The following is a 14,132-nucleotide window of genomic DNA, read 5'->3' on the forward strand; positions in this document are numbered from 1 at the left end:
CGATGATGGTTAGAAGTTCTCGAACTTAGCGATCGCATTCTTCATTTTATCCACCACCTCATCCACAGGTATAGCCCCCAACTCCCCAGAAGCGCGGGTACGGATACTCAAGCTATGAGATTCAACTTCTTTAGCTCCCACTACAGCCATTACTGGTATTTTGGCTTTCTCAGCATTGCGGATTAACTTACCCAAGCGATCGCCACTGGTATCGACTTCAACCCGAATACCCGCCCCCAGCATTTTCGCCGCCACTTCTTTGCTAAAATCAAGTTGTGCCTCACCCACTGGTAACAATCGAGCTTGTACAGGAGCTAACCACAAGGGGAAATCCCCAGCGTACTCTTCAATTAAAATCCCAATCAAGCGTTCCAGGGAACCAAAAGGCGCACGGTGAATCATCACAGGACGTTTACGGGAACCATCTTCAGCCACATATTCTAAATCAAAGCGTTCTGGTAAATTGTAATCTACCTGAACAGTGCCTAATTGCCATTCTCGTTCCAAGGCATCACTAAAGATAAAATCTAACTTAGGACCATAAAACGCTGCTTCGCCGATTCCCTCAAAGTATTCCATACCCAACTTTTCCACAGCGCGGCGAATTGCCCCTTCGGCTTGCTCCCAAACTTCATTAGAGCCGATATACTTATCACTAGCTGGGTCACGAAAACTGAGTCTAGCCTTAAAATTCTTCAGTTGCAGACTCTTGAACACTGACAGAATCAAATCCACCACATTGAGGAATTCACTATCTAACTGTTCAGGAGTGACAAACAGGTGTGAATCATCCACAGTAAAACCGCGCACCCTTGTTAAACCGCCCAATTCTCCTGATTGTTCATAGCGGTAAACCGTGCCAAACTCTGCTAACCTTATCGGTAATTCCCGGTATGAACGTAATTCACTCTTGTATATTTGGATATGAAAGGGACAATTCATAGGCTTGAGGACGAAGCCTTGTTCTAGTGCTGCTGCTGACTCATCATCAGACATCAGGGGAAACATATCTTCCTTATACTTTTGCCAATGTCCCGAAGTCTTAAATAAATCAACCCTAGCAATATGGGGTGTAACCACAGGTAAATAACCCCGTTTGAGCTGTTCTTGCTTGAGGAAATCTTCTAATGTACCGCGTAACAAAGTACCTTTAGGTGTCCACAAAGGTAAACCCGGCCCTACCTGTTCGGAAAATATAAATAATCCCAGTTCCTTACCTAGTTTACGATGGTCTCGCCGGAGTGCTTCTTCCTTGCGCCGCTTATACTCAGCTAATTGTTCGGGGGTTTCCCACGCAGTAGCATAGATGCGTTGTAACTGTGCCTTGGTTTCATCTCCACGCCAATAAGCCCCGGCCACACTTTCTAATTCTATAGCTTTGGGGTTTAATTCGCTAGTATTTTCCACATGAGGACCAGCGCACAAATCCCACCATTCATCACCCAGATGATAAATTGTAATGGGTTCTTCTTTTATATCTGCCAGGATTTCTAGTTTGTAAGGTTCTTGGATTTGCTCTATTCGTTCTTTAGCTTGTTCGCGACTGACTTGTTCGCGAATTACAGGTAATTTGCGGTTAATAATTTTCACCATCTCTTTTTTGATGGCTTTTAAATCATTTTCGCTAAATGGTTCTGGACTATCGAAGTCGTAGTAAAAACCGTTTTCAATCCACGGTCCAATTGTCACTTGTGCTTTAGGAAACAGCTTTTGTACCGCCATGGCCATGACATGGGAAGCGGTGTGGCGAATCTTCTTTAATTTTTCTGATTCACTGGTCCGGGGTAAATAAATTTTTTCAGGTTGTTCTGACGGAGTGAGAGATGATTTTAGCGACATCGGCTGCTGAACCATGAGCGACGTGATTGTAAAAATATAATTTTAGATAATTAATCAGTATTCCAGAAGCATACAGCACTAGAAAGTGCTGCTTCAAATATAAAGACTTTAATTACCTGTTCTCAGCAACTACAGTTGATGAGGTTTAGGAGTCTGCAGCACCAAGGGGCTGGCGGCCATTGTAATTATAGTTCACAGAACTGATGATTACAGATTTTTTCCATGATCTATCTGAGAATATCATTTCAGGAAATGTTAATTTTTGTAAAAAATGTTAATATTATGAGAGAAGTTAGAAATATACTTTTTATCTATGGGAGACTCGAATTTACCACAGGCGGATCTGCTGAAAACGATATTAGAGCCTTTACTTGAGGACTTTAACTATTGGTTCGCGCGATCGCACGAATTGCTAGAAACCGAGCAATTGACATTTATGAGTCACGAAGAGCAATCTAATTTACTCTTGCGAGTCAAGCAAGCGCAAGATGAACTAAACGTAGCCAGGATGCTATTTACAGCCACAGAAGGGCAAGTCGGTATTGAGATGAAAACCTTAATGCCTTGGCATCAACTGCTCGGTGAATGCTGGAATGTATCAATGCGGTGGCGTCAGACACCAAAAATCTGAACCTGGCAAGACAGTATAACTATACAAGTCGCATAGAAGATACAAAATCCTTAATATTATTTTCATTAACAAAAAATGTATCCCATGCTACTCTAGGTTAAATAGAGATTAACAATTTTTTTCATAAAAGTATAAGCGCACCGAACCTGCGTGACATATTTGTATTCGCTCGGATAGAGAATACAGGCGAAGTAAAGCACTACCGAATAAAGTTTTAAAATTTGCTGCTCTTGGAGGAAAACCCAATGTTACACTTACTTTACATTCTGGCTTTTACAATTCTAGCTGTCATAGCCGTTGCGAACTTAATCCGCAACTTAATTATGTTTAGTTTTGATCGAGAGCGAGTTGATGCAGCTAAATATTCCCCAATGGATAATCCAGGATACCTATCTTCGAGAAAACAATTTGTTCCCCATCCAGAACTGTTAGATAACGCCGGTAACCTAATTAAAGAACCCTTGTTAGTCATGCGTTCAGTCAACGTTGAGGATGCGCGTCAACAGTTAGATGCGATTTATGAATCTTCTCCTGGGCAAAAAATTGATCGTCAAGAAGAAAGTTAATTTTCTGGGGGTAGTAATGGGGGTTGAGCATGGCTCAACCCCTCAAAATTTGTGAGATATTTCCTAGTTAGGCTTCAATAACCACCCGGAGATTACCGCGTTTTTTGACAACGCGACAAGCGGTAGTAGTACCAGATCGCTCAAATTCTAAATCAAGGATGGTAGAACCAACGCGCAAGTTATGGAATGACAGAGAATTAATAGATTCTGGTAAAGTGGGGTGAATAATGCGCAAGCAGTTATTTTGAGCATCAGGGACTAGATTAACTACCATTTGCAGCAGTTGAAAAATAGAACCAGTCGCCCATGCTTGTGGTGTACAAGCGACAGGATACTGTACAGGAGCATGGTCACCATTACGTTGGTAACCGCAGAATAGTTCTGGGGGGCGTTGATATGCTTGGTGGTTAGTCATATCAAACAAACCTTGGAAAACTTCTAAAGCTTGGTCAATTAAACCGAGCGATCGCAATCCCATGGCAATGAGAGAATTATCATGAGGCCAAACCGAGCCGATATGATAACCCATAGGATTATAAGCGGGGGACAAACTGCTGAGAGTGCGAATACCCCAACCATTAAACATATCTGGAGCGCGCAATCGTTCCGCCACACTGTGGGCTTTATCCTGAGTAAAAATACCCAATTTCAAGCAGTGTCCGGGGTTAGATGTGATACTTTGAACCTGGTTTCCCTCACCATCCAGAGCCAGAGCGCAGAAATCCTGATCTTTGAGCCAAAAATCTTGATTAAAACGGGCTTTTAGGTGTCTAGCCTCATCCAACCAGCGTTCTGCTAAGTCTGGTCGCTTCATGATCTGAGCAATTTCTGCGAGATTAATTTTAGCTGCATAAACATAAGCCTGGACCTCACTTAAAGCAATTGGTCCGGGAGCGAGTTCACCCTTATGGTCTACGATACAGTCGCCAGAATCTTTCCAACCTTGGTTAGTTAGACCCCGTGGAGATTTACGGTAGTAGGTCAAATAGCCAGTTTCCTGGAGATGGTGATCAATCCAATCCATAGCTAAAAGAGCATGGGGCCAAAGTTTGTCAAGTGTTTCTTGATCATGAGTCCAGGTATAGTATTCAGCATACAACATCAACCACAGAGGGGTAGCATCAACCGTACCGTAATAGGGTGTATGGGGGATTTCTTGACAGCGAGCCATTTCCCCAAACCTCAACTCATGTAAAATTTTGCCTGGTTCTTCTTCCCGCCAGTCATCCTGAGTTTTACCTTGATATGATGCGAGTATCATCAAAGTTTCCCGAGCAATTTGGGGGTTTAACATCAAGGTTTGGGAAGCTGTAATCAAGGAATCTCGCCCAAACAAAGCGGAGAACCAGGGGACACCGGCGGAAACAGTCTTATAGTTACCAAAAGATTGGCGTAAGAGATACATATCTTGTTCTGCCCGCTCAATGATACGATTAAAGATGGTTTTATCCGATCTAATTTTGGTAATTTCCTGTATCCATTGTTGCTCTTCCATCAACTCAGCGGCCTTAGCTTGGACTAAAGTCAAAGCAGCACTGACTGTAGAACTGGGCTGATTATCGGTGAACATATTCACCCGGTAACCTAACTTTTGGGTTTCATGGGAGGCTAAATCTAACCGCCAGATAGCAGTATAACCCTGGAAATCATCCGGCTGACGATACTGGAATTGGATGCGGGATTCCATTAATAAGCCATCCACACCTTGATAGGCTAAAGTCAAAGATTTTTCTTTTGGTGGATGTACAGAGGAAAGGCCATGACTGGTAAGAGGTGCTGCGTCTGGGGATGTTGATTGTATTAAGTGTAATATCTTACCGCGTTTTTCTCTTTGGGCGCCCCGAACTTCAAATAAATCCACAAAATCTGCATCAAAGCTGATACTTAATTCAAAGCTGACATTTGTGGTACTGTAATTAGATATTTCAATTTCCTCAAATAACGCCCCATTTAACACAAGTTCCCGGCGAATACCTACGGTTTCAGCTTTCAGGTGTTGGTCAATATTGGGGTTAGTGCATAGTACAGAGACAGAAAACCCTTTTTCGGCACTACTACCTAGGAGGATAGGCGATCGCCCTTGAATTTGCAACTCCAGACGACTGAGAAACCGGGTATCAGAGCAAAATAGTCCTACATTAGGGTTACCATCGGTGAGGGAACAGCCAGAAATGTTACCGATGGTATCCGTCACCAGAAATAGATCATCATCTTTAACCGTGAGAGTAGGTTGTGGTCTTTCACTGACAACACAAGGCCATTCCGGTAGAGGTAATTGTTCTGCGGGAGCAAAAGTTTTGCCATCCAGAGAAATTTGTGCCGCGGTGGTGAGTATATCCGGTGTCATGAGGCAAAGTTCCTTGAGCTAGGGTCAATTCAAGGCCAGACAAAACAGAAATCTTTACCAGAGTATATTTTTCATATATAAAGTCAAGGAGGAAAAGCGGGAATTTTCAGCCATTTAGTACCGCGTCAAACCCCATGGTGACCTAATAGCAGGATATACTTAGCTAAGATAGTCAAGTTACCACTGGCGAGGGATGTGTTGGGGACTTCAGCCCAAAATCATCTACAATAGTGGAGAGTTTTTTAGCTAAAAATTTGTTTTGATGGGGAATTTTAGCTCAATAAACAGCGGCTCCAGCCGATAGCAGATCTGTGTGTTGAATGTATATTGGGCGTAATACCCGATAATTTTCGACTTCAAGATTCTTTACAGATTCTAACGGTGAGCAGCATTTGAGAATCCGTTGTAATTTGTACAATGCAGCTATGAAGTGAATCTTTTTTTGTGATTGGGCTTTTCCTTAACGATATTCATGAGCATTTCGTCATCTGTGCTGAGTGAGCTGCTACAGTCAATACCCCACCTGCGACCCCAGCTATATTTCAAGGCTTCATTAACAGCGCTTTCTCACGCGATGGAAGATCAGGTGTTAGCGGGGAATTTAGAGCAGCCATTGGTAATTGCTAGCTTCCAACGTGAGCGATACTATCGCCAAGAAGCTCATCGCTATCAGCGTTTAGCTATGGGTAGTAATCAAATATATGTTTTATCCGCACGGGAAACGGAATTTACCAATAGTTCCCAATCTTATGAGCAGGTAGTATTTGAAGCCGAAGATGCCTTAAGTCAAGAATGGCACTTGGTGGTAATTGCTGATAACTATGCTACTTGTTTAGTGTGCAGGGAGAGCCTGGGTTCCATTGCCAAAAACCAGCAAACACCGGAATTTAGCTCTAATCTAGATATGGATACGGCGCGCCGGTTTGAGGGAATCTGGACATCAGAACGGGGGGTGAGCCTGAAAGCAGCGGAATTGCTATTAGACAGGATTATAGTTTATAGACCAGACCTGGAAGAAAAAATTCAACAAGCCCGCCAGAGGTTTGGGATTGGGTCACAGAAAAATTATTCCCTCTTACAAACAGCTGAATATGCTTGTGACATAGATACTGACCCCTTTGTCCAGCGGTTGGTGACTTATCTACAAGCTAGTCAGTACAAATTACACAAAGCCTATCGTTCCATTACTGCCCAATCACGAAAAGAACGTTTAGTCAACTCCATTAGTACAGCGATTAGGCGATCGCTCGATCCCCACGAAGTGCTACAAGTAGCGGCACAGGAACTAGGGGAACAATTAGTGGCTAGTAGGTGCTTAATTTATCGTGCACAAGCTACAGATGCACAGGCGGATATTAAACATGAGTTTTTAATTCCGGGAATTTTACCTGTAGTTGGGGAAATTTGGGAGTTAAGGGAGAATCCTTTATTTCAAGAAGTAGTAGAAAAGGGCGAGGGAGTGTGTGTACATAATACCCTGAGCGATAGTAGGGTGATTAATTCGCATAAACTGCGTGAAATTGCCGAAAAATTCGCCATTCGTTCTTGGTTAATGGAACCAGTATTATTTCAGGGGAGGTTGTTAGGGATTGTAGAATTACACTATTGTGGCTTACCACCACACCAGTGGCAATCGGGAGAGCAAGACTTAGTAAAAGCCGTCGCCACCCAAATGGGAGCAGCATTAATCCAAGCCGAAGCCTACGCCAATCTTGAAGAGCTAAACCAGCAGCTAGAAGCCCTAGACCGCACCCGCAGCAACTTAATAGCGATTACCGGACACGAACTGCGCACGCCCCTATCCACAATTCAGGTATGCTTAGAAAGTCTGGCTAGTGAGCCGGATATGCCTTTAGAGTTGCAGCAAGTGATGCTCAATACTGCGCTGTCGGACTCAGAAAGAATGCGAAAACTAGTGCAAGATTTCCTCACCCTTTCCAACCTAGAAAGCGGGCGGGTAGAATGGCATCCAGAAGCCCTGACCTTACAGGAATGTGTAGATTTAGCTCTCAGCCGACTACGCAGCCGTTCCGCCACAGAACCGCCGCCCAAAATCCAAACTCAAATAGACCCAAATCTGCCCTTAGTCAGAGCTGACGGTGATTGGCTGGTGGAGGTGATAGCTAAACTAATCGATAACGCTTGTAAATTTACTCTATCTCCAGGAACGATTACGATTACAGCCACTCAGAAAAGCAATGATCTAGTTGAGGTGACAGTGGCTGACACTGGGCGGGGTATTGAACCCAATCGTCTAGAAATCGTTTTTGACCGGTTTTATCAAGAAGAAGGTGCTATGCGACGTACTGCGGGGGGTACTGGTTTGGGACTAGCAATTAGCCGCCAAATTGTCAATGGCTGGGGCGGGGAAATTTGGGCAAAATCCAATGGTAAAGACCAGGGTAGTCAGTTTCATTTCACTGTTCCCATTGCCCACATCAGTCAAGAACAACAGCGCAGGAAAGCCAAGAGTAATTTATAAGACTAAAAACTGTTACAGTCTATGACGCGATCGCAATATGATCGGGTCAGCGGTGTTACGATTCCCTAAAAACCGTTGAGAGAGATATTTTTTATGGCAGAAAAACTTTCTGGACAAACCCCCCTATTTGGTGGTAGCACTGGTGGCTTACTCCAAAAAGCAGTAGAGGAAGAAAAGTACGCTATCACTTGGACTAGCCCTAAAGAGCAAGTTTTTGAAATGCCTACCGGTGGCGCTGCTACTATGCGCAAAGGCGAAAACCTGCTATATATAGCTCGTAAAGAACATGGCATTGCCTTGGGCGGTCAACTCCGGAAATTCAAAATCACAGACTACAAAATTTACCGGATTTTACCAAATGGGGAAACCACCTTCATTCACCCAGCTGATGGTGTGTTCCCAGAAAAAGTTAACGCCGGGCGCGAAAAGGTGCGTCATGTACCACGCAGCATTGGGGAAAATCCCAGTCCCGCTAAACTTAAGTTCAGTGGTAAAGCTACCCACGATGTCTAGAAGCTAGGTATTGGGGATGAGGGGAGTAATGGAATTGTTTCTCCCCTTCCCCTCTCCTCCTGTGCTCACCACTCTCTAAATCCATTTATGATGTTCCCTGATTTCTCTGATTTTTCTGAACTAGCTTTACAAGGTAATTTTGTCCCAGTGTATCAAGAATGGGTAGCAGACCTCGATACCCCAGTATCTGCTTGGTATAAAGTCTGCTCCGGTCAGCCTTATAGCTTTTTGTTGGAATCAGTAGAAGGGGGCGAAAACATCGGCCGTTATAGTTTACTCGGTTGTAATCCCCTGTGGATTTTGTCCGCCCGGGGTGACACGACTACTCAAACACATCGGGATGGTTCCCAAGTTGTGTTTACAGGAGACCCGTTTGCAGCTTTGGCTCAATGTTTGGCACCCTATAAACCAGTGACTTTACCCCAACTCCCCCCAGGAATTGGCGGACTGTTTGGCTTTTGGGGTTATGAGTTGATTCGGTGGATAGAACCACGTGTACCTATTCATCCACAAGATGAGCGTAATATACCTGATGGATTGTGGATGCAGGTAGACCACTTGTTAATTTTTGACCAGGTGAAACGGAAAGTTTGGGCGATCGCCTATGCTGATTTACGTGATCAAAATGTGAATTTATGGCAGGCTTATGAACAAGCGTGCGATCGCGTCACACAGATGCTCTCTCAGTTATCCCGCCCTGTGTCGCCCCAAGAAACAATGTTAGAATGGACACCGCCGGGCAGCAAGGATGGGGGAGGGATAGAAGAATATACTAGCAACTTGACACAGGAGGAATTCTGTGATAGTGTAGAAAAAGCGAAGGAATACATAAAGGCAGGAGACATATTTCAAGTCGTTATATCCCAGAGGTTATCGACAAAATATAAAGGTGATCCCTTTGCCCTTTATCGCTCCCTACGCCAAATTAATCCTTCCCCCTACATGGCTTTCTTTAATTTCCAAGACTGGCAAATTATCGGTTCCAGTCCGGAGGTGATGGTAAAAGCCCAAGCCGATGGAGCGGGTGGGGTAGTAGCTACAGTCAGACCCATAGCTGGGACGCGTCCGAGAGGTAAAACCCCACAGGAAGATGCAGCTTTAGCTACAGATTTACTGCAAGATCCCAAGGAAACAGCGGAACACGTGATGTTGGTTGACCTAGGTCGTAACGACTTAGGAAGGGTCTGTGAAAGTGGAAGCGTGAGAGTTGATGAGTTAATGGTGGTAGAGCGTTATTCCCACGTGATGCACATTGTGAGTAATGTGGTGGGTAAGCTATCATCAGATAAAAGCGCCTGGGACTTACTCAAGGCCTGTTTCCCAGCGGGTACTGTCAGCGGTGCGCCGAAAATCCGGGCGATGGAAATTATCCACGAGTTAGAACCATGTCGTCGGGGTGTTTATTCTGGAGTCTATGGTTATTACGATTTTGAAGGACAGTTGAATACTGCGATCGCGATTCGCACGATGGTATTGCATAATCATACTGTAACCGTCCAGGCGGGTGCGGGTCTAGTGGCTGATTCTGACCCACAGAAGGAATATCAGGAGACCTTGAATAAAGCTCGAGGTTTGTTAGTAGCTATTAGTTGTTTACAATGATGTAGTATTTAATCAATTTTTTGCGCGAGGATCAGGTTTAATACATTCAGTTCCCGGGAGTGGAGTAGATATTTTTCTGTGAACAGTTTTTGTCTCATTTCTGCTAAGGCATAACTTCTAAAGACTAAAAAGGGAAATTCTTGATAATTATGACCTATAGGTAAGATGTTAGTGACCGGGTATAACGAACGAAGGTATGTAAATAGAATATCACGGAAACGCAGGTCTTCTGGTTCTTCTGGTTCCTCAGCAAAATATTGACTCATGACTTCTCCACTAATAAATACAAGTAAGGGTAAGGCGTAATATTGGTCACTATATTCACTGGTTTGTGTGAAGTTTTGTGTCTTGGGTGGCGCTTTTTTCAATTTTTCCACTAGTTCAATTGCATCTTGAGTTGCAAATCTTAAGTTTTCAGGATAAATGGGATTTTTACTAATTAGTTTGAGATTATCCCATAATTCTCCATGAGCGTACTTTTCTATATCCAGTAATTTCATTTGATAAGATTCTTGGATATTGTTAGTAGGTACTATGAGCAAACCACCGTTAATATAAGCTAACTCTAAAGGAGGAACATCTAGTAGTTGATCAAAACTATTAGCTAATTGCAAAAATTGCTCCTTAAAAGACTTCTGTAATTTTAAATAACTTTCTTCGGGAGTGTTTTCAACCCGAAAATTTCCATCTCCCATGAGTTTCTCTAGACTGGTATAGACTTGTTTTAATAACTCATGACTCCGATGGATTTGATATTCTTTCTTAAGTTGGTTGATCAGATTAACTATTTGACTAGAAAATGTTTCCCCAGCAGCTAAAACCGACTTACCACCGATAGGAATCAGTATATATTTCTTTCTGCCAATTTTACCATAACCATATATACGAGTCATCATGGAAGCCTTAAGAATTAACAGCAGGTTTAATAAACTGAGGACACTTTCTTGTAAAGACAATTGAGGGTCATCTTGGTAATAAACAGAACGTTCAGCTAAATAGAAGTACAAGTATTTATCTTGGTTATCTATATGATCATTTCCCCGACCGCGGTAAATCACCTGAATGATTTCCATCAGGTTTTTTTCAATCTCAAACTTAGGGATTTCTACCAAAATGTGCTTGGCTTTGGGGAAAGATAAACCACGACTTCCCGAAGCAGTCATGAAGACTACCTTGACATTTTCCTGATACTGTTGAAGTTGTTGTTTCTCTAATTCCGAGATATTGGCGTGTATTTCTATATAATGAGTATTTTTATGGAACTTCTCTTTACCCAAGGTTTCCTGAAGCTTGTCAATAATTTGTGTTAGTTTGGGTTTATTTTGGATGTATACTATAAATTGTGATACCTGAGAATCTTGTAATAAATTCTGGATATCGGCGAAAATGACATCTAAGAGCTTTTGCTCTAAATTAGATTTATCCTTTAACTGGGCGCGATCGATAAATTTACAAGACTCAATAAAAATTTGATAGCTAATAGTTAAGCTTTTAGCTGGGTAGGAATTAGCGTTAATCATGGTCGCAGGTAATTTTTTAAACTGCAAATTGACCACTGACAGGGGTTGAATATTTTCCAGAGCTTGACGAAAGTAGATTTTATTGGGTTCGGGGGTAGTATTTTCTAGATGTTGACAAATGACATTTTGATCAACGATGGAAGCATCTGCAATAATTACCTTAGTGTTAAAACCATTTTCAGGTTGATTTAACTGATATTTATTGATGAGTTTATGAATACCATGGAGAAACTCCACCCCTCCCTCATCCCCGGTAATTTCGTCTATCATGATAAATAGATGTTTGATGCGACGGGAGATATTTTGCATCTTTTGGGGAAAGACCTTATTTTCCCTGGTGTTGTATGCGTCGCTGAATATTTTATCCAGGTGTTTGAGGGTATCTCCAGTCTGAGTTTTCTTTAAAGACTGGGTGGAAGTAGTAGCAATAACGTTGTCAGATAATTTGTGAGTAATGGTAGTATATAGTCCTTCACAAAGACTCTTTAAAACACCTGCGGTTTTTTCTCCCCGGTCTATAATAGTATCATCGGTGATGTGTTCGAGTCGGTTACTGCGTCTCACCCCTCTTTCCACCTTTTGACTCTTAAGAAAATTAACTTTTCCTCGAATAAAATCCTCTTGATATAGGTTCGAGGTATATTCAACAGAGCATTTACCAGAGTTATCCTGAATCAGGTGAGTATGAGTATTGATCGCCAAGATTCTGTCATCTACTAAATCACCGGTTGCTTTATCCTTGAATTTTTCGATGATGTCGAGATTTACCTGTTTGCGGGGACTGACATAGAAAAATAGAAACCCTTCATCTAAATGATGTTTGAGAAAATTGACGATCGCAGTGGTTTTACCAATACCTGGGTTTCCGGTGAGGAATATATAGGTATTCTCAGAAAGCAAAGATTTCTGAATCAGTTGACTATGTGCTTCACGAAAGTTGTAGCTTCCCGTCAAACCTAAGTCGGAAATTAACTCTGGAGGAACTGGGGCGACAGAGTTAAAAAAGTCGCTAATTTTCTCGGTGTGAGGTGGTATGATATTGATGCGATCGCGGGTGATGTTTACAAGAGAGTTGACAAACTCCCTACCTTGGTCAAAGCTACTCCCAGCGTTACGCTTAATTTTATCTAAAACTCGACGACGTGCGTGGGTGATTTCTTCTGTTGTATTATGTAATTTATAGATTTGATGACAAGTCTCAAAAATCTTGAGTTGATCTGGTGTAATAGATATAGTATTGAATGAGCGATCGCTATAACCAATAGCATTAAACACAATTGACGATCTATCTGATATTATCCCCGTTTCTTGGAGAAATTGGTTAAAGCTATAAATATAAGCTGCTGCTTGAATTAACTTAGCGGTTTCCTTATCTTTAGCCTTAAAAGCTGTGAAATAGTCTGTTAAACTAGGTGAGAAGTCCAAACCCAAAGAATTAGTATCAACACTCAAGCTAGAAAACACACTTTTAGAACGGACATAGTTAACATCCCGCATCAACAAGTTGCGAATAACTTCCACATAATCAATATTTTGGATATCTTCATCAGTGTGAACAGAAAATATTGATAAATCAAGACATAAAACCCGATATTTACGCCGACACTTGAGCAAAATCAAAGTATCTGCATTCAGAAAACCACCTTTTTCCTGATATCTAGGAATATAGTCAGCAGTATTTTGTAACTGATCAAACTGGGAAAGAACATCTTTAAACCACTGGGTCTGGTCGGTTTCATAAGTTCCAATACTGTTATCACCATGAAAACAGCATTGATAATAGAGAATTTCCAGATCCTTAATTTGATCTCCCAAGGATGTCAAATATTCTCTAAAGAAATTTAACCCTGATAAAAATCCCTTTTGAACAAAGAATTGACACCAGGTTTCAGCTATATCTCGTTCTAAGGTACTTAATACCCTATCAATTATTCTTTGTCGAATTTTAGAGAACTTGAGGTTTTCTAATTGATGACGATATAAATTACCAAATTTCTGCTTAATTTGTTCTTGCTGAATATAGCAGAGAACACCAATATTAAAACCCACCTCAAATAATCTTCCTAAATCCTCAGCTATGTTCGCAGTCATATTGATTTATTCCCTTTTCTTATTAGTCATCCTATTTGAGTTGAGAAATTATCAGTGAGGAAAGGGGACAGTTCCCCTATATCTGTTTTTGAACGCAAAGGGCGCAAAGGTTGGCGCAAAGGTACGCAAAGGTTGATTGGCGGTCTAGACTATGATTACATACATGATTTTCTAGTCAGATTTATCTGACTTTAGCTTTGAGACGGGGGTTTTTAACCCCCGGTTCCCTGGGTGGCGATCGCCCCACAGATCCCTGACTTCTTCCATAACCTAGGGAGTTATTGAATATTTGGGAGAGAAGTCGGGGATCTTACACCCCCTCCCACAGTCACACAGATCCCCGACTTCTAGCTAAGTTATCTTAGATTATCTGTGATGATGTGAGAAGTCGGGGATCTTAACCACCCGACATCTGATTAACTATATTCATGGTTTCCATGCTGACTCTACACACCCGCATTAATAAATCTATGACCTGTTCTTTGTAGTCTGCAAACCGGTAAGTGTTGAATTTTTCTGCAATGGTGGGGTCTTTGGGTTT

The 14,132-nt window shown here is 42.1% G+C and carries 8 protein-coding genes; 5 read left to right on the forward strand and 3 right to left on the reverse strand.

Translation table 11 applies throughout. From position 1 onward, the window contains the following. Nucleotides 1-9: 9 nt before the first annotated feature. Nucleotides 10-1,854 carry a threonine--tRNA ligase gene (thrS, locus tag PN457_RS13325; RefSeq protein WP_271733840.1) on the reverse strand — a complete coding sequence of 615 codons (1,845 nt, stop codon included), beginning with the start codon at nt 1,852-1,854 and terminating at the stop codon, nt 10-12. A 298-nt stretch (nt 1,855-2,152) separates the two neighbouring features. On the opposite strand from thrS, the gene PN457_RS13330 reads away from it, so the two are divergent. Both PN457_RS13330 and PN457_RS13335 read left to right on the forward strand, forming a co-directional pair. Beyond that, nucleotides 2,153-2,470, forward strand: a complete 318-nt coding sequence (locus PN457_RS13330; protein ID WP_271733842.1) for a DUF2605 domain-containing protein — start codon at nt 2,153-2,155, stop codon at nt 2,468-2,470. Between the two features lie 245 nt (nt 2,471-2,715). Beyond that, nucleotides 2,716-3,036, forward strand: a complete 321-nt coding sequence (locus PN457_RS13335; protein ID WP_271733843.1) for a DUF2973 domain-containing protein — start codon at nt 2,716-2,718, stop codon at nt 3,034-3,036. A 67-nt stretch (nt 3,037-3,103) separates the two neighbouring features. Here PN457_RS13335 and PN457_RS13340 read toward each other — a convergent pair whose 3' ends face one another. After that, nucleotides 3,104-5,383, reverse strand: coding sequence for an amylo-alpha-1,6-glucosidase (locus PN457_RS13340; protein ID WP_271733844.1), 2,280 nt, complete (start codon nt 5,381-5,383; stop codon nt 3,104-3,106). A 472-nt stretch (nt 5,384-5,855) separates the two neighbouring features. Between PN457_RS13340 and PN457_RS13345 the strand changes: the two genes are divergently transcribed. The 3 genes from PN457_RS13345 to trpE all read left to right on the forward strand — a co-directional run bounded on the left by PN457_RS13345 (nt 5,856) and on the right by trpE (nt 9,980). Next, nucleotides 5,856-7,865: a DICT sensory domain-containing protein gene (locus PN457_RS13345; RefSeq protein ID WP_271733845.1), complete on the forward strand. Its 2,010-nt coding sequence runs from the start codon at nt 5,856-5,858 to the stop codon at nt 7,863-7,865. A gap of 93 nt (nt 7,866-7,958) precedes the next feature. Further along, nucleotides 7,959-8,378 (forward strand): photosystem I reaction center subunit II PsaD, encoded by a 420-nt coding sequence (locus PN457_RS13350; RefSeq protein WP_271733846.1) that lies wholly within the window; start codon nt 7,959-7,961, stop codon nt 8,376-8,378. An 87-nt stretch (nt 8,379-8,465) separates the two neighbouring features. After that, nucleotides 8,466-9,980, forward strand: a complete 1,515-nt coding sequence (gene trpE / locus PN457_RS13355) for an anthranilate synthase component I (RefSeq protein WP_271733847.1) — start codon at nt 8,466-8,468, stop codon at nt 9,978-9,980. A gap of 8 nt (nt 9,981-9,988) precedes the next feature. Here trpE and PN457_RS13360 read toward each other — a convergent pair whose 3' ends face one another. Further along, entirely contained in the window at nt 9,989-13,591 is a 3,603-nt protein-coding gene (locus PN457_RS13360; protein ID WP_271733848.1) for a helicase-related protein, read from the reverse strand. Nucleotides 13,592-14,132 lie beyond the last annotated feature (541 nt).

Source organism: Anabaenopsis arnoldii (genome assembly GCF_028331025.1).
Lineage (GTDB): Bacteria > Cyanobacteriota > Cyanobacteriia > Cyanobacteriales > Nostocaceae > Anabaenopsis > Anabaenopsis arnoldii.